This is a genomic window from Flavobacterium piscisymbiosum, from assembly GCF_020905295.1.
GTDB lineage: Bacteria > Bacteroidota > Bacteroidia > Flavobacteriales > Flavobacteriaceae > Flavobacterium > Flavobacterium piscisymbiosum.
In genome coordinates this window covers 2,617,626-2,639,521 of the sequence record NZ_JAJJMM010000001.1, presented here as the reverse complement: position 1 = coordinate 2,639,521, position 21,896 = coordinate 2,617,626, and the positions used below count along the sequence as shown (strand labels likewise).

At 31.6% G+C, this 21,896-nt stretch carries 19 protein-coding genes and 1 pseudogene; 8 read left to right on the top strand and 12 right to left on the bottom strand.

The features are described 5' to 3' along the window. Nucleotides 1-22: 22 nt before the first annotated feature. The 6 genes from LNP81_RS11460 to LNP81_RS11435 form a co-directional block, all read right to left on the bottom strand. Nucleotides 23-2,080, bottom strand: coding sequence for a dynamin family protein (locus tag LNP81_RS11460; protein WP_230035926.1), 2,058 nt, complete (start codon nt 2,078-2,080; stop codon nt 23-25). Between the two features lie 6 nt (nt 2,081-2,086). Beyond that, nucleotides 2,087-3,961: a dynamin family protein gene (locus LNP81_RS11455; protein WP_230035924.1), complete on the bottom strand. Its 1,875-nt coding sequence runs from the start codon at nt 3,959-3,961 to the stop codon at nt 2,087-2,089. 3 nt (nt 3,962-3,964) lie between these two features. Next, nucleotides 3,965-4,366 (bottom strand): hypothetical protein, encoded by a 402-nt coding sequence (locus LNP81_RS11450; protein ID WP_230035922.1) that lies wholly within the window; start codon nt 4,364-4,366, stop codon nt 3,965-3,967. Between the two features lie 3 nt (nt 4,367-4,369). After that, the gene (locus LNP81_RS11445; protein ID WP_230035920.1) at nt 4,370-6,226 is read right to left on the bottom strand and encodes a dynamin family protein; all 1,857 of its coding nucleotides are present in this window, start codon (nt 6,224-6,226) and stop codon (nt 4,370-4,372) included. Between the two features lie 68 nt (nt 6,227-6,294). Continuing rightward, nucleotides 6,295-6,744, bottom strand: coding sequence for a hypothetical protein (locus LNP81_RS11440; RefSeq protein WP_230035918.1), 450 nt, complete (start codon nt 6,742-6,744; stop codon nt 6,295-6,297). A gap of 398 nt (nt 6,745-7,142) precedes the next feature. After that, nucleotides 7,143-8,693: a Fic family protein gene (locus LNP81_RS11435; protein WP_230035916.1), complete on the bottom strand. Its 1,551-nt coding sequence runs from the start codon at nt 8,691-8,693 to the stop codon at nt 7,143-7,145. A 978-nt stretch (nt 8,694-9,671) separates the two neighbouring features. On the opposite strand from LNP81_RS11435, the gene LNP81_RS11430 reads away from it, so the two are divergent. The 4 genes from LNP81_RS11430 (at nt 9,672) to LNP81_RS11415 (ending at nt 13,194) form a co-directional block, all read left to right on the top strand. Beyond that, a complete protein-coding gene (locus LNP81_RS11430; protein WP_230035914.1) occupies nt 9,672-10,976 on the top strand; it encodes a site-specific integrase in 1,305 nt (434 codons plus the stop codon). Between the two features lie 353 nt (nt 10,977-11,329). Next, nucleotides 11,330-12,085 (top strand): hypothetical protein, encoded by a 756-nt coding sequence (locus LNP81_RS11425; protein ID WP_230035911.1) that lies wholly within the window; start codon nt 11,330-11,332, stop codon nt 12,083-12,085. A gap of 21 nt (nt 12,086-12,106) precedes the next feature. Next, nucleotides 12,107-12,502, top strand: coding sequence for a hypothetical protein (locus tag LNP81_RS11420; RefSeq protein ID WP_230035909.1), 396 nt, complete (start codon nt 12,107-12,109; stop codon nt 12,500-12,502). A gap of 8 nt (nt 12,503-12,510) precedes the next feature. Continuing rightward, nucleotides 12,511-13,194, top strand: coding sequence for a hypothetical protein (locus LNP81_RS11415; RefSeq protein ID WP_230035907.1), 684 nt, complete (start codon nt 12,511-12,513; stop codon nt 13,192-13,194). Nucleotides 13,195-13,281: 87 nt separating this feature from the next. On the opposite strand, the gene LNP81_RS11410 is transcribed toward LNP81_RS11415, so the two are convergent. The 3 genes from LNP81_RS11410 to LNP81_RS11400 all read right to left on the bottom strand — a co-directional run bounded on the left by LNP81_RS11410 (nt 13,282) and on the right by LNP81_RS11400 (nt 15,186). After that, nucleotides 13,282-13,722: a hypothetical protein gene (locus tag LNP81_RS11410; protein ID WP_230035905.1), complete on the bottom strand. Its 441-nt coding sequence runs from the start codon at nt 13,720-13,722 to the stop codon at nt 13,282-13,284. A 30-nt stretch (nt 13,723-13,752) separates the two neighbouring features. Further along, on the bottom strand, nt 13,753-14,250 hold the full coding sequence (locus LNP81_RS11405; protein WP_230035903.1) for a hypothetical protein: 498 nt from the start codon (nt 14,248-14,250) through the stop codon (nt 13,753-13,755). 210 nt (nt 14,251-14,460) lie between these two features. Further along, nucleotides 14,461-15,186 carry a hypothetical protein gene (locus LNP81_RS11400; RefSeq protein ID WP_230035901.1) on the bottom strand — a complete coding sequence of 242 codons (726 nt, stop codon included), beginning with the start codon at nt 15,184-15,186 and terminating at the stop codon, nt 14,461-14,463. Nucleotides 15,187-15,823: 637 nt separating this feature from the next. On the opposite strand from LNP81_RS11400, the gene LNP81_RS11395 reads away from it, so the two are divergent. The 4 genes and pseudogenes from LNP81_RS11395 to LNP81_RS27520 all read left to right on the top strand — a co-directional run. Continuing rightward, the gene (locus LNP81_RS11395; RefSeq protein ID WP_230035899.1) at nt 15,824-16,534 is read left to right on the top strand and encodes a hypothetical protein; all 711 of its coding nucleotides are present in this window, start codon (nt 15,824-15,826) and stop codon (nt 16,532-16,534) included. Nucleotides 16,535-16,561: 27 nt separating this feature from the next. Further along, nucleotides 16,562-16,702 carry a hypothetical protein gene (locus tag LNP81_RS11390; RefSeq protein ID WP_230035897.1) on the top strand — a complete coding sequence of 47 codons (141 nt, stop codon included), beginning with the start codon at nt 16,562-16,564 and terminating at the stop codon, nt 16,700-16,702. 75 nt (nt 16,703-16,777) lie between these two features. Beyond that, nucleotides 16,778-16,957, top strand: coding sequence for a hypothetical protein (locus LNP81_RS11385; RefSeq protein ID WP_230035895.1), 180 nt, complete (start codon nt 16,778-16,780; stop codon nt 16,955-16,957). Between the two features lie 46 nt (nt 16,958-17,003). Continuing rightward, nucleotides 17,004-17,208: pseudogene (locus LNP81_RS27520) on the top strand (tyrosine-type recombinase/integrase); the annotation flags it as partial. Between the two features lie 348 nt (nt 17,209-17,556). On the opposite strand, the gene LNP81_RS11380 reads toward LNP81_RS27520, so the two are convergent. From LNP81_RS11380 to LNP81_RS11370, 3 genes are read right to left on the bottom strand one after another with little or no spacing between them, the layout of a single operon-like run. Further along, complete coding sequence (locus LNP81_RS11380) at nt 17,557-18,468, bottom strand: thiopeptide-type bacteriocin biosynthesis protein (RefSeq protein WP_230035893.1); 912 nt, start codon at nt 18,466-18,468, stop codon at nt 17,557-17,559. Nucleotides 18,469-18,476: 8 nt separating this feature from the next. After that, a complete protein-coding gene (locus LNP81_RS11375; RefSeq protein ID WP_230035891.1) occupies nt 18,477-20,711 on the bottom strand; it encodes a lantibiotic dehydratase family protein in 2,235 nt (744 codons plus the stop codon). Continuing rightward, nucleotides 20,704-21,894, bottom strand: coding sequence for a lanthionine synthetase LanC family protein (locus tag LNP81_RS11370; protein WP_230035889.1), 1,191 nt, complete (start codon nt 21,892-21,894; stop codon nt 20,704-20,706). Before LNP81_RS11370 ends, LNP81_RS11375 begins: the two co-directional genes overlap by 8 nt. Between the last annotated feature and the right edge of the window lie 2 nt (nt 21,895-21,896).

Sequence of the window (21,896 nt, the reverse complement as noted above, 5' to 3'; positions counted from 1 at the left end):
GATTATGGGAGTAAATAATCATTTAAAGATAACTTTCCAATTCTTTCATTTGTTTAATTTGAGATTCAATTAAAGATTTAGCAGATTTTAAGTTTTCTAATTTTTCTTTATTGATTTTCAAATCATTCTCTCTATTAGTCGTATTATTGATAACATCATCTATTTGCTGTTCAATAGGATTTATAAAATCATCCAAAAACATTTTTTTTACATTATTTATCAATTCTTCCCCATTTCCTTTAACATTTAAGCTAATGCGGCCTAAATCAAATAATGAGTAATTATCACTAACTAATTCTCTTAAATCTGATTTAAAATTAAAAAGATCAGTTACCATAATTGGAATTGCTAGTGCTCCAATGAGAACGGCTGTTCCTAATTCTTTAATTAGCGAATCTCTTTCTTTCACTGTTAAATTATCGTATTTAGTTATCAAGTCAACTATTTGGATACTAACTAAATCTTGTAATAGTTCCTTTTTAATTTTTCCAAAATACTCTTTAATATCAAAATCTTCTACATAATCATCTACTATTTCCTTAATTTCATACAAAAAGTTATTAATCTCTTTTTTTATACTACTATTAATTTCATCGTTGAAATTCTCAAAATCTCTTTTTGTTTTTCTATCTAAACTTTCAAATTCAGCATTAAATTTATGATAAATTGCATCCTCAGAAGAAAAAGCAGTTGCATCGTCAATTATTCTGTAACATCTCTTTTTAGAAGCAGCCAATGAGTCTTCTGTTTCATTTGCTACTTTTTTGATATTTTTCAATAAAATCTCAGTTATATCAACTTCTAAATTATCAATTTTTCGATTTATTCTTCTTTTTACTTTTTGCGCAGATTTCTGTAGTTCAGGTAATTCTTCATTTGGTGTTTCCAATATTTTTATGACATTAGCAACTTCCCCTATTTCCTTAACGAGTTCATCATTTCTATTCGACCCAATCTCCTTAATTTGATTTTTAGCCTTGTTTAATAAAATTTCATCTTTTGATTTTAAGATAATATCCTTAACAGCTTTTTCAAATTCTTTCATTAAACTCTTTTCAAACATTTCTGCTTGAGATGATATTTCAAAAACACCAAGAGCCTTGTCATAATAATGCTTCAAATTCTCATTTTGAGTTATTCTTGAGATTGGTAATTTAGACATTAAAGCCATATTTGTTGAAATCAATAATGGAGCATGTTCATTTACTAATTCTCCTATAAAACTGTTCTTAAATTCCTCGCTTGCTTTAAGCAATTCAGCTTTCACATATGATATAATTTGATTTGGAGTTTCGCCTTGTTCATAACTAAGATCGTACTTATTAACACCTATTAAAATTTTCCCCATTCCAATAGTTCTAATCTTATTGTAGATAATATCTTTATCACTCCTATCAAAAGGTCTTGCAGCAGAAAGTAACATTACTACCACATCAGCTTTGCTTAAAAAATCTTTCGTTCTTTCTTCACGAGAAACTACAGGATCATTAAAGCCCGGAGTATCCACAATTTCAACACCTTTTAGATAATCTAATGGATAATATATTTTGACCGATTTTGTAATTGCAATATATTTCCCATTCGCTCCAACATACTGTATTAAATTTGCTAAATCATCTTTTTTCTTGGTTCCTAATAATGAATTAATTTCATGTTCAATAGTAATAGATTTTGAAATTATCTCTTTTGCTGCTTTAATTTTGGATACTAAATTCTCATCGGATTTTACATCTTCTAAACTCCTTGAGGCCTGATACTTTAAATCATCCCATTCATTTGTAGTAAAGAACTCAATGTCTAAGCTTTTTTCTTCTCCATAAGTAATTATACACAGAGACGCTGTCATCGGTGTGGTTGCAGCTGGCAAAACCTCATCTTGAAAAATTAATGCATTTAGAAAGGTAGATTTACCACATTTCATTTGACCAATTACACCAATGGTTAATTTGTCATTCTCAACTTTTTGGATTACTTCATTGAACTTTTCCACATTAATCCAATTACTATCCAAAGCGTGCTGCACATACTTCTTTAATTGATTTGTTTTATCTTGTATATCTTGAAAAATATTTGATTGCATATATGCTTATATTAATAAGTTAGGGTTATAAATCTCTACTGTCTTGATGAAATTCGTCTTAGCTGATTGTAATTTTTTTAATTGGCTTTTAATGATACTGATTCTTTCATTCGACTCCGCTTGTTTTTTAATAAGAACCGAATGATTTTCACTTTCTTTGGTAATAGTACTTGATAGTTCTGATATTGAACTTAAATTAAGTTCAAACTCACTATGATCGTTTTTTTCTATTCTAAAGTAATCTTTACTCCAAAAAGACGTTTCAAACTTAACTAATTGTTCAATATTTCCTGCTGAATATTGAACGTCTTTTTCAATTCGCTTTAATTTGTACTTTATTGCATCTTCTTCATTGCTATAAATTTTCTGCTGATTCAACTCCTTTTTTAAAGTAGAAGTATTTTCTTTAATTAATTTATCGACTTCATTCAATACCTCTTTAATAATCCCCAAATGTTTTCTTCCTCTAACTTGACTGATTAATTCCATCAGTCCTACTACGTCATATTTGTTAGAAAATCGAATTATTCCATTTATCTTTATTTCATTTTTTTTAATAGTTTCTTCAATTTCTTTCTGCGTTATATCAAGATCTGCCGGGCTTTTATTATCACATTTATTAATAATTAAATATAATGGAATAGAATCTAAATGATTTTTAATAACAGTAAGTGACGACTGATTTAAAGCACCAGCATTTGGATCAATTACCCAAAACAATGCATCACAATCTTTTACAACATCAACTGTTCTTTTAATTACATCATTACTGTTCGAACCAAAACCGGGCGTGTCTACAATACTGATATTTTCTAATCTTGGATTATTATAAGACACTACAAAATATTTTATTAAGGATGAAATATTAATTTTGTCTAACTCAGATTTTGTTAATGACTCAAAAGTTTTCTTTGTAATCTTTTTTAGTTCTCCGGAAGGAGAATAAAAATGACAATTAAAGTCAATACCTTTAGAAATGTATGTAGGTATTGCAGTAGTTTCTTTAGAATTAACAGGCAATGGTACTGCTTCAGGATCATCTTGTAACAGAATTCTATTTATGATGGAGGTTTTACCAGATGAAAACTCTCCAACAATTCCAATTACTTTTTTATTTTTAATCCAATCTTTTAATTCTAAATTTCGCCAATAATCACATTCTTCATCTGAAGGATGTTGGATATTTCTATCAATCTCCAATAAGCAATTTCTAACTTCATTCTTTAGATGACTGACTATTACAAGTGTTTTTTTTGAAATATTTTCGAAATCATCTGTAGATACATTTTCTGCCGTTAATATATCGTTTATAAAAGTTAAAGAACTCTGGTCTGCTTTAAATTGTTCTACATGCTGAATATTACTTTTAATTAATTCATCATTTTCATCTTCTAAATTATGTTTAGCTTTTTTTAAATAATATACTTGATTTGACAATACATCATTCTCTGATTTAGCAATTTTTACTTTAGAATTTAAACTTTTAATATCCTCTTCTAATTCTTCGATTTCATCTTTGAGACTTTGAATATTTTTTGAATATTTTGTTTCATAATCTGTATTAGTCCCAACTACAACTTCTTTTTCAAATTCCTTATCTTCAATATTTTGACTTACCTCTCCTTTGATATATTCATTATCAACGTTTAATTTTAGACTTCCCTGAAAATTACAATTATTAATTTTCGATTCTAATTTTAAATTTTCTTTTTGAATTTCAACAAGTTGAACATTGAGTCTTTTAATTTCATCAAAATTTAACAATTCCTTATTTTGCGCATCGCAATTTAATTCTTTTTGATTCTTTTTACATTTAATGATTAAGCATATAACGAAAGCACCTAAAAAAACCAAAATAATTATTATTGTTTCTAAATTCATAATTTACAAATTCTCATATTTTTTTTTCAAATCAGCTATTTCTGTTTTTCTGGTATTATACAATATTTCATATTCTCTTAATTCCAATTTCATTTTTTCAATTTCTTGCGCTAGAGAATGATTTTTTATCTTATAATTCTCAATGATATCTGAACTATCTTCATTTTTATCTTTTTCAAATTCTAGTTTTTGTCTCGAGTTCTTTAATCGCTCGTTTAAACTATCAATTACTTTACAGTTTTCTGCAATTTTATTTTTGAGTTTTATAACTTCTCCTTCTAAATCTAATTTCTCAATAGCAGTTTGATTTCTTTTATTTATGTTATTACCTTTAATTTTATCTTTAGAAACAATACTTAAACATATACCTAGCATGATTCCGATAATTATATATACTATGAACATATTTTATAATAATTTAGATTTGAATTCTTTCAATTGATTTATTCTATCTGTAAATAACTCTTTTTCATTTTTACTTAATTTTTGTAATTCAAGTAAATTTGATTCCATCTGAGCTATTTTTTGCGCTGCTTCATTTTCTAAACTATTTTTAATTTCTGACAACAGTGTAGACGAAATATTACTCATTCTTGATTTAAATTGAGGAATTAAATTACTTTCTAAATAACTATCAATCATTTTTTTTCTTTGCGGTTTCCCTAACACTCCATCTGTAAGATTGCCTACAATTGATTCAACAAATCCTTGTTCCTTATTTGCACCAATCATTGAACCCGCCTTCACATTATAATCATTTACTAAAGAAATATTCGATTTGGTCATTTCTACGTAATGTCCAATTTTTTCAAATTTTAGTAAACCTTTTTGAGTACGTATGTTTGATGCAATATTTGCAACATCAGTAACAGTATCAGCAACATTAACTAATGTACTAGCTGTAATTGCAGCCTCTGTTCCTACTACTCCAGTCGATACTACTGATGCGGGTGCAATTGCTGCAGTTGCAGCTCCAGCCGTAATTGCTACTGCTGTTACCGCTGCAGCAATTTTCAATCCTATAGAAATATTTCTCACAGTTTCTTGTCCTGCGCCTGATAAATCAATATTGTACTCAAATGAATCCATTTTAACATTAGATAGATCAACACTATCTAAAAAGCGTAAAGGAATTTCTAAATCTGAGCTCTTACGTACATTAGCCAGCAAATAAAGACTCTTACGTACATTGTCTTGATAATTTGACAATGTAATATTTGCCGTACTATTTATAATACCTACCGCTTGAGAGTCTGCATTCGTATCTTGCTTGCTAATAATGGCATCTAATTTATCAGAAACATGATTTTCAAATTCTCTTTTTGCAGCGTCTCCAATATCTTCCAAATTACATCTTGTGTCACTTATTAATTTTTCTATCGCAAAGTTTAATTTTTCTAATGTTCTCTTTTGAGATTTAACTTCATTATCTAAAGTAGCATCCGAAGAGGAATTTTTAATTAGCTCCTCGATATGATTTATTAAATATTTTGAAATATTTTCTAACCTAAAATTTAAAACTCTATCAATGATTTGATTTTTATTTTTTTGAATATTATTCATCAAACTATAAAATTCTTCTAATTCATTTTTGACAGAAGAGATACTTATTATATTTTCTAAAGGCAAATTAATTGTTTTGGCAATATATGCTCTTACATCATTAATTTCCGAACTAGTTTTTGTATCAGTTTTTGTCACGACTAGATACAATGGCAAATAAGTCAATGAGTTTATCGTAAGAAAATCAAGCAAGGATTTAGTTATTTGTTGGTTTACATCAATAAACAGTAATAAAGCATCAGCATTTGGTAAATATTTGCTTAACGACTCAATATGCCTTGGGTTATTTGAGGACAATCCAGGCGTATCAACTAAAATAGTTGTTGATGAAATCTTATTTGATGTATCATATACTTTTATTAATGGAACATCATCAAGTTGATCATTTTTAAAACTACTAATATCATCAACAATATCAATTCTACCATCACTATAAAATAACTCTACAAGCTCTCTTTTACATTCAAAATGTATTTCGTAAACAGTCGCGGTCGTAGGTTTAGATGCTGTTTCTAATTTTTTACTATGAGTCAAAGAATTAATTAATGTAGTTTTTCCTGAACTAAATTCCCCAACAATAGGAATAACAAGTTCTTTATTCACTTCGTTTGATCTTTGTTCAATAAATTTTAATTCAATTATAATATCGTTCAAACCTAGTGACTCAGAAATAAACAATAATTTTTCAATATTTTTATTCATCTTTTTTGTTTTTTTTCGAAATAATTAGCCGAAATTATTCATTAATAACGACAATCATCGTCGTTCTTTTACAGTCCCCTTAAAATTTCAACCATTCTTTCAATCCCACCATCAGCTTTTTTCAAGTTGGCTTTTGTCAATTTTAAATCAATATTATTCTTAATAATGTTAGCTGGATTATTTAACCAATCTTCCATTTTTCTTTTGCCTTTTGATTGATTTATACATCTTAGTGTTACCCCTACATTTTCAGTACAATTAACAACTAAAGCTATTTGTTCGTCTGTTAAACTTGATTTTAATTGAGTATGAATAGCTTCAGAAGAACGCAAATGTTCATAATCATAAGCATCACCACCACGAAGCGTTTTTCCTGTGTAAACGTCAATGTAAAGTGCTATCCCATCGCCTCCTCTGATTAAGGCTTCCTTTTGCATTGCTGTTTTGGCTTTAGTAAAAATTAAATCTATCGCTAAACGGCTATAAGGTCGATTAGGGTCTAATATGGATTCTATCATTTAGTTTATTATCTTATGGACTGGTTTTTATTTGCTAAAATAGAATAATTATTTCTTTATATAAAAGGAGACATTTAACAGAATTAAAAGATTTATTCGTACTGCAAACTAGGAAATGTTATAAAAAACAAATCAATATCAAAACACTGCTAATATCCAAATATAAATCTAGATGAGTTTTGGTTTCCCGCCAAATTCCCGCCAAAACAGCTGTATTCCTGCCATCATCAAGGAATCCTTCAAAACAAGGCATAAAAAAACTCCATTATTTCTAATAGAGTTTATTGGTCGACGATAAGGAGTTAGAACCATAAATTCTATTCTTTACCTATAAAAAAATATTTAATTTCAATTCAAGATCATCTTAAGAAATACAATGGTAAAATACTTATTACATATTATATTTTTGCAGCAGGTTTTCCTTTCAAACTCTCATCGACTAATTTTGAAAGAAATTGTGCAAATGGTTCTATATTTCCTCCAACACTTGCACTCTCAAGTGCTGCCATATAACCATCACGTTGCTCAACGGGAATTACTGTCCAGGGAAACCCTCCCGAAGCCAGCATAACATTCATTAAAAATCTTGCCATCCTTCCATTACCATCCATGTAAGGATGTATATATACAAAAATAAAATGACCAAGTACCGCACGCACTCCTGCGTTTGTTTCATTTGCCAGCAATTCAAAGAGCGTAGGCATTGCATCTCGCACTGCATCTCTATTTAATGGTACATGCAAAGAGTTAGATATATAAACTTGATTGGTTCTATATCCAGCTAAATCAGAAGGCTTTAAAATTCCTGCCGTTACACTTGGAGCAAATAATTCCTGGTACCAGTCCGTATGATCATCATCAGCTGTTTTTCCTGCATTATGCCCCTGCAGAATTTTATTCAAACTTTTCTTCACCACCTGTGTAGCTAGCCAGTAGCCTCTTGCTGCCATTGCATTTCTATGATTTCTGTCAACATCATTTCCTTGTATATCCCAATCTCCTGTACGTACTTTTTCAATTAATTCAATAGATACTACATATCTTTCTATAGAGAGAGAATGATAGGCATCAGTAAGATATATCTCCTCTACAGCACGAAGATATTCCTCTTTATTTTCTGGTAATCCAGGCTCTTGAGGAAAATGTTTTATGACTACATCACGCCATCCATCCCACATTAGTTTGATACGATTTACATAGGGAGATCTATCTCTAAATGTTAATGCAACAGAAGATTTACTGTTGAATGGATCAACCTCACGTACCTTATAATCGGCGGCTTTCATAGTTTTTAGGATAGTATCTGCAATTCGATCCTGACCAATATTTCGAAATGCACCAGCTAATCTTCCCGCTATAACCGTATGTGATCCCTCAAGAAGTGGACCGAGAATTTCGGATGCATCAGTAATTAAAGCCATAGCGGCTCGTACATCGACTGCATTTCTTTCGAACATTGCAGCTGAGCAATAAATTAACGCAGACTGCAAAGACAACATTCTAATACCATCTATCTCAACAATACTATCTTTGTAAGGAAGAGGTGATTTCATTTCTAATAAAGAGGTTCCGTACAATAATGGTATACTTTTATTCGACCCATCCAAGGCACTCACAATAAGTTGTTTTGGCACAGTTGTATTTCCTGAATGTATCAATAAAGATTGATCAGGTGAGATGGAATAATTATTTCCATATTTATCAGCTAGATAACGAGAACAAAATTGCCAATAAGATGTATACCAAGACGTGCTATCTCCTGTGCCTTCATACGGATTTGTTGCTATATACCAACCTTTTGATACCTCTTTTAAAAAACCATTTTTAATAAGTCGTTCGCGATGTGTTCTACTAATTTCAGTTGTTTTTATTGCAACAATATTCTGATCTTTCTGCAAATTGCGAAGGATTTCTAGCGATTCAGCTAATTTTTCACCCGGTGTTGCCATATCTTTTTTTTAATTATATAATTCGTCTATCATTATTATGCATTAAAGCTATTAATGATTTTATGCAAATTAGCCTAGAGTGCTGCACGTAAATTAGCCTATAATGTCGTACACAAATTAGCCTAGCGCGTTGTACGTAAATTAGCCTAACGTGCAAATATATAAAATATTTCAAATAAAGATATTCTTCTCATACTAATTTTATGCTAAAAAAACAATACAAAAAACTGATAATCAGATCGTAAATAAGTTTTAAAATTTGACTTTATCAAATAAAAAGACTAGTTTTCCCAATCACTAATCGGATCTTTTTTAACAAATAATACAAAACTATACCGGTTAATAATTAAAAAAGATCCGGTTAGTGATTAGACAATTCTTATGGAAAGGCTGAGCCTTTCCATGAGTTTAACTCTATATTTTGATCTTGTTTCTGAAACTTAATACAGCCATTCGAGAGCAAAATAATTTGTGAAATTTTCATTTTGAAAAAGTATTTCTAAAATGATCAATCCATAAATTCAGCATTTTTTTGTAGGCAGTCTCGATTTTTTTTCTCAAATTTACTACGTATTTATACACAAAAATTTCATGAGTAGCCCTATTAGTACCCTTCTATTTTTGACATAACATAACACTCAGTGTTTACTGGTGCTTACGATACAGGTGGCGGAGCCTCTTTCTCCGCGAAGGCCCGAAAACAAAGGAAAAACAAGATTTTCAAAGTTTTCAAAAATGGCCAAAAAGAGCGGTAAACCCTGCAAATCCAACGATTTGCAGGGTTTTTTCTTTTATACCGCTTTTCAATATTTATAAAATTGAACAAAAACTTTGTGGCGCATTCGTGGCGCATTTTCAAAGTTCAAAGTTGCGCCACAAAATTCCATCTTAAGTCCCGATATCAAAGGGGTTAAGCACGTTTACATCTTGTTTAAATGAGGTTATAATTCTACATTTACTAATCTAATAAGTTGAATTATGCTAGAGAACAGCTTTGGGTTGATTTTCTTTTTGAAAGCACCCCGCCACAATGAGAGTAACATTAGAAGTGTCTATTTCAGGATAACCGTTGACGGAATCCCGAAAGAAGCATCCACCAGACGCCAGTGGGACACTGAGCGCTGGAACAAGAAAACCGAAAGAGCAACAGGCACAAAAGAAGATGCCAAGTCGCTGAACTTTTTTCTGGATTCACTCACTGCGAAAATCCATGAAATCAAATCCGAAATTATGTACACCGGAAAACCCATAACTTCCCAAAAGATTATGGATCATGTCATGGGAAGAATAACTCCCCGAGCAAGGGTGCTTGAAGAATTTCAAAAACACAATGATGAAATGAAAGTCCTGATTGGCAACGGATATACAGAAGCCACACTAGAGAGATTCAATATCACTAAAAATCACGTAACGGCTTTCATTAAATTCAAATACAATACTAGCGATTTTGAATTTGCAGATTTAAATTTTGAATTCATAAAAGATTTTGAATTCTATCTTCGTACCGTACGGAAATGTGCAAATAATACCACACTAAAATACATTTCCAACTTCAAGAAAATTGTAATACGAGCCATAGATAAAGAAATCATTATCAAAGATCCATTTAAGAATTTTAAGGGAAAGAAAACTAAAATTGTAAAGAAGCCTATATCTGCAAAAGAATTAGCTGAACTGGAAAAACACGAATTTTCAACGGAAAGACTCAATACCGTGCGTGATATTTTTGTTTTCCAGTGCTACACGGGACTTGCTTACATTGATGCTTTTCAGCTCCAGAAAGCTGACATAAAGGATGGTGTTGACGGAAATCAGTGGATTTTATCTGAGAGGCAGAAAACAAATTCTACTGCAAGAATTCCGCTTCTTCCAAAGGCTATCAAAATTCTTAAAAAATACAAAGATCATCCGGTTTGCATTAAACGCGGAACTGTACTGCCGGTTTCTTCTAATCAGAAAATGAATGAATACCTTAAAGAAATTGCTACATTATGCGGTTTTCCATTTACTCTGAACACACACATGGCCCGAAGGACATTTGGAAGCACAGTAACATTAAACAATAACGTTCCCATTAATGTAGTAAAGGAAATGCTTGGACATTCATCAGTTAAACAGACTGAATCTTACGCCATCACAGAACAGGCTACTATTGGAAGAGAAATGTCAATACTTAATGAAAAGCTTAACAAGCCCAAAGCCAAAATCTCCTCTTCGGACTTGGAGGCATTGAAAAGATTAGAAAAAGAAATTCAAACGATAAAAAAGAAGTATTCAATTTAAGGAATCGTTTAAATACAACTGAGAAAAAGAAGAGGTTATTTGATGTTTTTTTTAATAACCTCTTTTCTTCATATGAAGTTTCGAAAAGAATTTAAAAGTCAAAAGCAATTTCCATCCGGAGTTACTTTAGGAAATCACGCAAGACTGTAGAAAGAGCAGTAATAACTGGACATATTAAAATTAAGTGGCCTAACAGCAAAGTTTTTCTCTGCCAGATTAAATTATTTGTACTCGTTTAACTTTTATCTATCTTATCACTTTTTATATCCCTATAAAAGTTATATTTTAGATCCGCCGGTGCTATGGCAAAACTCCTAAAAAAGGAACCAGAGAAAAATTTAACTAACCCCAATATGACACCAAGAATTAAATACGACAAGATTGTTGATTTTTCAACTTCCATAACAATAAACCATCAGAATCTTCTTGATTCCTTTCAAGGATATTTCCTTTTAGGAAACACTATTTCACATGCAGTATTATCGCAGATAAATAACTATAAATTCTATACTTACAAAGGCCGCTCTCAAAAAAACGAGGTGCTTGATAGCTTTAATTCTCTGAACAGAGAATCTGTTCATCCTTTTATTTTGCTGTCTTCGGGAGAGCTTCGTTATGTAAAAATCCTTTCATTTTCATTCAATAATGAAATGGAATTCGAAATGGTACTGGAACCGCAGCCGAGATTATCTAGATTATCATGGCACGAGTTCTCCCAGCAGGAAGATTTTGATATTATGGGTAATCAGTTTGTGGTCTCAGGACTTGACCTTTTAAAACAGCAGTTTTCTATAACTTCCAATACATCTAAAGGCGAAATAATGGGTGGTCATAGCTTTGGAACATTTATAAAGGCAATCGATCAAAATCAAATTTTCTCCACTAATGAGAAGATTCTATTGATGGTATTTGAAATTATCGAGAATACTCTAAAAAAGGAAATACTCCATGATGATCAATATTACCCTGCAATCGCTAATCTTGAAAACTATGAGCAGATCAGTTTAGTAAATTACAGTCCTAACCATGAAATCGAATTTAGCTTAAACACTCTAATAACAGGTCATGGTCGATTTGTTTATCCTGATTTAAAAATTGATTTGAAATAAAACATATAACCTATATCCAAAATGACATTTCAAGAAGCGGATGATTTGAGATTATTTTTAGTGAACGAACTCATAAAGCACGGTTTTTCTACTATTGTAGAGGAAGCCAATAAAAGAATGCTGGAAAAATTTGATGAAGGCAACGATGCGGATAAAAATCAATATAATCCCAGTCCAATAAAGCTGCTTACTGATTTCCTGTATGAGACAATACAGGTTTTTACTGATTTTTCAAATGAAAACTATGGAGAACTAATAAAAAAGATTAATAAAAATCTGGATGGCAAAGAAATCGATGGAATTGAAGTTGAATTAGTAGGGCAATCAGAACTTTTTAACCTATCGGAACTTCCCAACTACTATGAGATTTATAATATGCTTGGTGCAGTTCGTGAAGATATACTAAGAAATAAGTAACAGCTGAAATGAGTACACCGGAAATCAATAAAACAAAAAGGAAGATTACTAAAATCCTAAACAAGTATGCGAAAGTATCACCTTCGCGCTCAAGGGGGCTTTTAAATATTAACGAGCTGGTCGGAAAACTATACGAGGCATCTGTTTTGGCAGAAGTCATTGAAAAGATTGTAAAAGAGGAAAATTTAAGGGTAACACTTGTTGCCAATGGAAACAAGCTAAGATTCAGGCAAAAAGGAGGTTCGATCGACCGTAACTTTCCGTACTTTCAAATCTGGCGTGATGGTAACCTCTTCGCTGAACTCTTTATGGATGTCTATTTCAAAACATTAAGCAGCATACAAAGAACAGTCTCCTCAGGAGACAATCGAGCTGACTATCATGAACTGGATCTTGCTATTATACTTCCTGACGTACAAGACCATCCTTCACCGGAAGAGATTATGATTGCAATTGAATGCAAAAATACGACACTAAAAAAAAGCACAATGAGAGAGCTGCTTGGTTTTAGAAGAGAGCTATCTTATCTGAGCAATTCAGAACAAACAGTTTTTAAAAAATGGCCCGCAAAATTCATAAATGCAAACCCTGCTTCAGTCCATATGCTCTATACTACTCATAGCGGAATTTTAGAGAACTACAGATCCAACTTCGACGTGTTTGGCATTATACTTATCCATCATCGTATGTAATCTCTGATAGTCTTAAAATAATTGAGCTTTATTGCATTTATTCAATAAAACTCAATTATTTTTCAAAGCACACCATTTCGCTTTCTACTATCTTTTATGTTTATAATATCTAGCGCCTATATCATAAAGCGAGACCAATGTAGTACTCACAGGAAACCCTTGAAATAATGCGGTATCCACTAGCACCGTACCTGCGTATTTACTTGCTATTATTCCAATATCCTTCTTTCTTGTTTCTAATTCTTTAGAAGCAGTAATAATTCCCGTGATTGAATCAATTCGTTCTTTTTGTTTTAAATAAAAAGCAACTTCAGAAAGAACTAAAGATTCCGGACTTTTCAATAAAGTTTTGGCTTCTTGCAGCGATTGACCCAGGAATATTTCTTTTTCACTGATTGTTTTTTCCTTCGCATCAATTAAAGCACCTTCCCTTTTATAGTAGGTATAGTTATGGGTTGAAACCTGATCTAAAAAATTTGGATGGCTAAAAAAAGGATCAACATTTTCCTCTTGGGCTACAGCTAACATCAGCCCCAGTCCTTGTCCAATTCCATAAGGCTATAGTCGCCATGCAAACTGTGGGTCCAGCGAATCTTTACCGGTTTTTCTTAAGTAATTTTCTGTCCATTCTCTTCCTGCTCTAACATCAAATTCGTGAGGCGGCCCCAGCATAATCGCTTCAGATAGGTTATCAATTTTATTCTCCTTTTCCAGCTGGATGGCTAACTCATTATACTTGTAAAGATCTTTTGGCACAACCATCCCTTTACTTAATGCCCACCTCAATATTTTCGGCCCGGTAATCCATTTTGTTGGATCCAGACTTTCGTTTTCACTCGGAGTTTCTAAAGGTTTAGTTTTATAATTGTTCTTTGAGTCTGGAATTAATGCAAATCTGCTATCAGTACCAAATCCGGTAATGAAATCGTTCTCTTTAAAATGATCATACTTTTGTGATACCCAAACTTCCGAATATCTAATATCAATCGATGCTAAAACAGCAATCAATCTGGCAGGGTCAAATATTGTGGCCGCATCAATGATTATCGGTTTCATTTTACTCATTATAAATTATACTTTATTTTTTTGTAGTGAAGTGTAGGGAAGCTAACGTTGAATTATGTCCAAGTTCGAAACAAAAAGGCAGGGTGGTTTTATAAAAATTTCGACAAGAATCAAGCTTATTGAGTATACAATCCAAAAGCTTAAAATTCATGAAGGCGCATCGGCAGCGTTATGGTTTCGCCTATTCACAGCTTTTACAGATTATTTAATTACAGATAATATTTTACTGTCTTGAAGGGCAATTCCCTTGATGAATTCAATTGGTCCATTATTATTTTCTTCATGTGCAAAACACCTGATGTTCACTCCACCAAGGTCTATATCTGTCTCACTCAAAATGGCAGGTAATAAAATAGAATCCACGTGGTAAACTTTGTTATTGTAATTGCCAAGAACTATTGAATCTGTTAGTCCATATCCCCAAAATGCTTCATATGGTGCATGAGACTGATGTCTAAGACTAATATGTTTTGTTAGATTCTGTTTTCCGAATCCTGCTTTACTATAAGAAATCGTATTCTGTTTTTTTCCAATAATACTGTAATTACTGGTTAGGACAGTCGAAAACACAGCTGCGGACGGATGGCTGGCATCTATTCTATCACCAGAAAATCCCAAAATATACACTTTAACTGTCTCATATTCTTTGACCACCTTTGGATATAGAAATGCAATCACCCTAATTCTTATTTGATTTTCCCATTTAGCGTAAATCTCTTCTTCAAAAACATAATGAACTTCGAATTCATAGAGCTTTTTTGTATACCCCTTATCATACACAATTATTTGATTTGGTTTTATATTATCAACTTCCGGTAATACTATGTTATCGACGATTTCAAGCGCCGAGATGTCGGTTCTGTTAGCATTCTGCGAAAACGCACTGTAATAAAAAATAATAAAAAGTAAGAAAGTAAAATTTTTCATGTTTCTGGTTATTTAAAATTTAATTTAAAACTGACAAAGAAAATCTTTTTAATAATATAATTTGCTCAGGCTGACCAATAGTAACATGGTAAGTTTCTATAGAATATTTTTTTTTAAAATATTATTAGTTGTAAAGATCTAAATAAAAAAAATAATTTGTTTAGGTAAAATTACCTGTTTTGTGTAACGCCTTTGTTTTATAGCTCCTAAAAAACTTAGATGGTTTAAATATAAGTAAATATACCACACGATTAGTCTAAGTAGAAATAGGGAATCAAATTTTAATTCCGAATATTAAATTGATATGGTCAATTTTACAGAACTTTTCCAATAATCTATATATTGTAGGCAAAATTAAGCAGTGGTAATTACAAACTGTTATCAGCGATTTGTAATAATATTAAAAGAAATTATGCATTTGAATACTAAAAAAAGATAATTAACTAATTCAATTACAGGATTATTAGCCTCTTAATTTTATTTTTATTACTTTTACATACGCTTATAACGGAAGCGTGCCGCTCATCACCGCAAAGCTGTATCAGCACCGTGTTAATAGTAATTTCATTGTCGAAACTAATTCTCGTTTCGAAAAATGGAAGATGGGCGACATTTTTTAACGGGACTAATTTTCACGATGAAACAGAACACTACCAGCCACACAGATGCTTACTTAAAGCGTCAGGCTAAGAAAATCAAAAAAGAACAGAACATTACCCACATCCAGGCACTCGATATAGCAGCCGTCCAGGCGGGATATACCAATTTCAAAAATTTTCAGAACAGCCTTCAAAAAAGCAGCGCTTCAAAAAGTTACAGCTCGACTGCTGAATTAGTCCAACAAAAGAAGTTACAGTTTGTGCACGAAAAAGCACTCAATCCGTATAGAAATCTCCTTGTAGCCGGAGTAAATGATCTTCTTAAAAAGAAACTTATTTCACTAGACAGTCCCGACATACAAAAAAGAGGTGATGATCAAGGCTATATTTTTACTGAAATTTTAGGCTTCCACTCCGTTGTAAAATGGCGGGATATCAGTTTTGGGGAACTTGAAATTTCTGTCTGGTGGAAATATGACCACAGCAGGCATCCGCAGGCAGAGCTCTCAGGCACGAAACGTGAGAATTTTAATACTACCAGCCCTCTTGCAAGAAAAGAACTTTACAAAAATTTTGTCGGAGTGACAGTTACAGGATGGCTAGAAAGAGAAAAAGGAAAGCATCTGATGGGAAAAAATGGGGAAAGATTCGTGGATGTATATACCAGAAAAGGAGAAAAAACAGCATTAGAAAAAATGCCTGAGCAGATTCCATCTGGATTTGAAGCAGAAGGAAAATTTTATTTTTAAACTTAATACAAAAAAAAGTCTGCAAAAATGGAGGGCACTGAAAAAGTAGACATTTATAAAAAGAGGCTGTTTTCTATATCGAAAACAGCCTCTTTTTCTTTGGTGTACTCAGATGATAGTATTCCGAAAGAAGCATCTACCAAACGTCAATGGGACATTGAACGCTAGAGTCAGAAAACCGAAAGAGCAACGGGTACAAAAGAAGACGCAAAATCCCTGAACTTTTTTCTGGATTCACTTTCAATGAAAATCCATGAAATCAAATCAAAGATTCTATACAGCGGAAAACCCATAAACTCCAAAAAAATCATGGATCCTATTATGGGAAGAATAACACCCAGAGCCAGGACTCTGGAAGAATTTCAGAAACACGATGATGAAATTAAAACTCTTATTGGAAATGATATACGGAAGCGACGTTAGAGAGATTCTCAATTACTAAAAACTACATAGCGGTTTTCCGTTCTCCCTTAATACACATATGGCACGCCGGACATTTTGGAAGTATAGTAACATTAAATAATAACGTTCCTATTAATGTAGTAAAAGAAATGCTGGGTCATTCATCAGTTAAACAAACTGAATCTTACGCTATTACAGAGCAAGCCACTATAGACCTTGAAATGACAAGGCCGAATAAAAAACATCAAATAGCGAAAAAGAAGTTATCTCAGGATTGAGATAACCTCTTTTGATATAATTCAACTTCACTTCTATAACCAGGATGATAAGAAGGCATATACTTAATATAGCCCAAATCCTGAAGCTGTTTGAAATATTTATGATAAGTGGGCAGTGTATTGATATGTGACAATAACATGAGCTTACGACGGCTGACTTTAATTCTCTGCCGCTCCCTACTTATATCCCAAACTTAGAATTGCTGTTAAAATAGCCAAATGAAAACGTTGAGTTTTGGATCATTCATATAAATGAATAAGTCATCTATAATTGAGCTTTCCATTTTACTATTGATTTGATTCATCTTTGAAAAGTTTTAGCAGATCTTCTTTATTGTAGTATTATACTAGATTAACTTTATTAATTCCTTTTTCCGGTACATTAAATTTATTTAATACTAAGGATGTGGTATAATAATTAAATAAAAATTCATAGCAAATTAATTCATGTTTTCGATTGCTTGATCTAAACAATCGATTCATAGACATATGAATATAACTGCTTATCAAAGAATCGAAATCAACTAAAAGCTTACCATTTTGCTTTAAATATAAAATTTCAGCAACTGTTTTTTCTGTATTTTTTGCTTTGACTTGTAATATTGAATTCATACTACTATCATTATTCTCAATAGATAAATTTTCAAAGAAATGAAATACTTTACTTTTCTCATTTCGGTATTTTTCACTTATCTGCCTTCTAAGTAATTTTGAGTTATTAAATTCCTGATAAAAATTTTCTTTTAATTCTTTCATTAATTTAAGTTTATCACTCAGCGAGTATAAAAACGAATCTAATTGACGATCAATCATTGCAAGAGCAAAAAGCCATCGTGTCTCTTCCATATTTTCTCCCTCAGCAATCTTCATAAAATCAGTTATCAGTGTACTGTCCTGGAAAAAGATTTCTTCTGATTCATTGATAGTTTCAAATCCATAACGTTCCAACTCTCTTTTATAACTATGTAACTCCACGTTCCATATTGTATTATTTTCCATTTCATTTTTTAAACTCTCATGAAAGAGGGTTATAATTTTAGAGTAATCCTCTTTATTAATACAATATAATCTAATTCTTAAATGATATTCAGGATCATTATATCTAATGTAAAACCACTTATCGATGATTCCATTATCAATTAAATAATCTGCAATAGGTCTAATAATATTACTTAATATTCTATCAGAAGTTGTATACCCTGTATAAATCTTATAATAGATCCAATGATCTCCAATAATAAAATTTCTTTGCATATTCTATTTTATAATTTTTGTTTGAATTTCTTATCTTTATAAAATCCAACTATAACCTCATTTGTATAATGCTCTTCGTTTTTTCTAACCAGACTTTCTTTATCGTGTAAAAATTCAGAAACTTTAATAAGCCCTTTATTTTTTACCATATTGAGCAATAGTTTTATACTACTTACATTACGTAGATTTATAAGCAATTCATTATCCGAATCGTTCAATAGAACATATTGTGGAATTTGCAACGAAGTTCTCAACTTTAGCATTTCATCGCAGATTAACTGTTTATCGAAGGGGGAAATTTCGATTATCTTTTCTAACTTTTCGTGTTTTATGAACCAAGTAGCTGCATGTAGAATTACATTATTATACTCAATGCGAGGGATGAAATCAAAAACATCATAAAGTGGAGCTAGATCCAATCTAATTCCATAGCGCGTGCCCTGATTCTTAAAATCTGATAAAAAATGATACATCGGCAATGAATTATATGAGAAATTATGAGCTGTTGATAATTTTGGAAAAATTTCCCTATTGTTACGCTTACATCTCAATACTATTTTACCCTGTTTCAAGGATATCATAAGGTCTTCTATAAAGATCTGATTATCTTTTTCTTTAATTGATTTTGTCAAATATGAAATTTCAAATTCCCTAAAATCAGGCCTCATCAGTACGTTGCCAATTCTTGATTCTGGAAGATGTATTATCTCTGCAATTATTTGGTCAGCATTCAATTCCGTCTCTTTCTTTACTATTTCATTTACAAAAGAATGAAGTTCTGAATCTACATAGCAAAAGCGACTCAGTAGATCTGCCGCTTGAAGTGAAGCTCCATGTTTAAGTTTGACTTTACACTTTTGATCTTCCATAACCATTTCGACAGGAAAAGTTAAAGTGTCCGGAAAATCATCCCAATTTTCCTCAAGATGTTCGAAATCTTTTTCTTCAAGAATAATAGTCTTTATGTTCTTTGCCAGGGCATCTTTAATAACATTAAAAAAATAAAGCTGAACCGTTGTCCAAAAAGTACCTGAATTTATATTACTATCTGAAAAACTCAAATTATCAAGAAGCGGATTAATATCCATATTTGATTTATCCTGGACATACCCTATCCCTATCTCAGTATCTAGTACATGTGTCAAACTTACTTCCTGATTTTCATATCTCTTCTGAAATGCATTTTTAAATTGTTCAAATGTTGTAGATCTTGGCGAAGGCGTTAGTTTATTTAGTAAAACAGCACCCTTAACCAAACTATCAATAATTTTTTGATCAAGCATATTTTTATGGGACTTTACAGCAAGATCTGTTTGAAACAGTGAATCTATTTGATCACCATTTATAAAATCAATTATTAGATTTTTTACGATTTCATATCTTTCTATCTCATTACCAAAGTTGTTGTCAATAGTTTCTAACTCAGTTTTAATCATTAATAGTTTTTCAACAATACCATCAACATCACTAAAATTTCTAAGAATATTTAAGATTTGATCAAAGATATCGGGTCCCGATACTGAAGGTTCCATTTCACTAATTAACAATTGACTATTAATTAACTCTTCTGCAAATAGATATGCCTCCTCTTGATCAGCTTCATAACTAGTAAGTATTGAAATTAAATCACTAATTAATATACCACTCTTTGCCTGGTTTAAGATTTCGTCAAGATAATCCGTTTGATCAACTTCTGAAATTTGATGAATCCTGCGATTATTGACGTATTTATATTCTATGAATCTGACCTTACTTCCTATTCTGTATATACTGCTATTGGAATAATATTTTAATTGCTTTTTGATAACTGGAATTAATGACAATTGCTGTGAAAGCTGAACTAAGTAGTTCATATCCAATCGGGTTTTCCTACTATAGTCATCAATGTTTTTAAGTTCAACATTTGTAAAACTTTCAAAATTCCCAACTGTTACCCCGGCAAACAAACCATAAGGAGTGCACCTGGAACACATTCTAGAAATATATTTCAATAAAGATATTCTTAACTTTTGATTTTTTTTCTCGGAGATATCATTATTTGAAAGCCACTTTTCTAATTCACTATATAATAATGGAGAAGCCAAAAAAATGGATTCTTTAACAAGTGGTGATTTACAGAACAATTTGAGTTCTTCATCGCTTATCTCATCATTGTCTGTAAGTCTCTGAAATAAAGAAAATGATAGCAATGGAACTCTCAAAATATATTTTGAAAAATTTTTATATGGAAAATTTTTATTCATGATGATACAGCATTATAGAGTTCTCCCACTTATTTAAATCAGATAGACAGCTAATTATCGACAAACCTATACCTGCCACTCCTGTTAGTAATGAAATTTCTTTAAGTTCATTTTGCCCGATTTTTAAAAGTTTATCATCTTCGAATGAAAGTTCAATCCCTTTCTCAAGCCAATAGTCTCTTGCTTCTCTGAAAATCATCTTTCCAGTGTTTACATATATATTATTAAAAATTAATGCATTGCCAAAAGCCCCATGACAAACTGCCCCGTCATCAACACTTGTTTGCTCAGGACTTCTGCGAGTAGCGCAGTGGGTTAGTATCTCAATCGATTCCGTTTCTAGATCAGTGTTTTTTAAAATTTTTGAAGTATAAAAAAGTTGCAGACCTATTCCTAAATCACCATAACACCAGCCTAATCTGCTTTTTTTATAATATTCCTGAGAAGAAAATGATATCCAGCTAGGGAAGTATGAGGGAAACAATTCTATATCATTTTTATAATTCAAAAGCTCGTTAACAGCTCCCATAAGTAACGGGCTGCATCTTACATTAAACTCTTTAGTATCGCAAAGCTGATTTAATATTCCTATTATGCTTGCCACTCCATGAGATAACCCAAGATTATATACTTCATTGCCTGTCTCATAGTCCTTTGATAGCCACATGATACCTTTCTCTCCGCGTACTGAGGAATTTTCTAAAAACTCTATAAAACTTTCAATATAACTCTTATATCTTAATTTGTTTTCTTGCTTAGAGTTCTTGAAACGCTCTAAAAAATAAACTGTATAGCCAATTGCACCGTGCAGAAAATCATAATTTTTTTTATCAAAATCCAGCAGCATGCTATTATATAGATAATTGTCAAAACTATCTAAATCAATAGTGTCCAAATCAATAAAATTCTGTTGCTCCAAATGGTCGAACAACCATGTCAATCCTGCAAAACCATCACAGAATGTCGGATACATATATCCGTTATTTATTTGCGATATGCATTCTCCCAAAATATCAATGCCTGAATTACTTATTTCATTATCTTGGGTATAACGTGAATAATAAAATTGAAAAAGAGCTGCTCCTGAAAGCCCTGAACATAGCCCTAGCTGTTTCCTTGAGGCATACTGCTCATTTACGATATTATTTATTGTTTTAAGAACGGATTGTAAATTATCTATCACTT

Coding starts and splice junctions, on each gene's coding strand:
- LNP81_RS11400 (WP_230035901.1), bottom strand. CDS start 15,186: ATGAAAAATTTTACTTTCTTACTTTTTATTATTTTTTATTACAGTGCG.
- LNP81_RS11430 (WP_230035914.1), top strand. CDS start 9,672: ATGCTAGAGAACAGCTTTGGGTTGATTTTCTTTTTGAAAGCACCCCGC.
- LNP81_RS11460 (WP_230035926.1), bottom strand. CDS start 2,080: ATGCAATCAAATATTTTTCAAGATATACAAGATAAAACAAATCAATTA.
- LNP81_RS11390 (WP_230035897.1), top strand. CDS start 16,562: ATGGAGGGCACTGAAAAAGTAGACATTTATAAAAAGAGGCTGTTTTCT.
- LNP81_RS11385 (WP_230035895.1), top strand. CDS start 16,778: ATGAAAATCCATGAAATCAAATCAAAGATTCTATACAGCGGAAAACCC.
- LNP81_RS11405 (WP_230035903.1), bottom strand. CDS start 14,250: ATGAAACCGATAATCATTGATGCGGCCACAATATTTGACCCTGCCAGA.
- LNP81_RS11455 (WP_230035924.1), bottom strand. CDS start 3,961: ATGAATTTAGAAACAATAATAATTATTTTGGTTTTTTTAGGTGCTTTC.
- LNP81_RS11435 (WP_230035916.1), bottom strand. CDS start 8,693: ATGGCAACACCGGGTGAAAAATTAGCTGAATCGCTAGAAATCCTTCGC.
- LNP81_RS11445 (WP_230035920.1), bottom strand. CDS start 6,226: ATGAATAAAAATATTGAAAAATTATTGTTTATTTCTGAGTCACTAGGT.
- LNP81_RS11425 (WP_230035911.1), top strand. CDS start 11,330: ATGACACCAAGAATTAAATACGACAAGATTGTTGATTTTTCAACTTCC.
- LNP81_RS11440 (WP_230035918.1), bottom strand. CDS start 6,744: ATGATAGAATCCATATTAGACCCTAATCGACCTTATAGCCGTTTAGCG.
- LNP81_RS11375 (WP_230035891.1), bottom strand. CDS start 20,711: ATGAATAAAAATTTTCCATATAAAAATTTTTCAAAATATATTTTGAGA.
- LNP81_RS11450 (WP_230035922.1), bottom strand. CDS start 4,366: ATGTTCATAGTATATATAATTATCGGAATCATGCTAGGTATATGTTTA.
- LNP81_RS11380 (WP_230035893.1), bottom strand. CDS start 18,468: ATGCAAAGAAATTTTATTATTGGAGATCATTGGATCTATTATAAGATT.
- LNP81_RS11410 (WP_230035905.1), bottom strand. CDS start 13,722: ATGTTAGCTGTAGCCCAAGAGGAAAATGTTGATCCTTTTTTTAGCCAT.
- LNP81_RS11420 (WP_230035909.1), top strand. CDS start 12,107: ATGACATTTCAAGAAGCGGATGATTTGAGATTATTTTTAGTGAACGAA.
- LNP81_RS11395 (WP_230035899.1), top strand. CDS start 15,824: ATGAAACAGAACACTACCAGCCACACAGATGCTTACTTAAAGCGTCAG.
- LNP81_RS11415 (WP_230035907.1), top strand. CDS start 12,511: ATGAGTACACCGGAAATCAATAAAACAAAAAGGAAGATTACTAAAATC.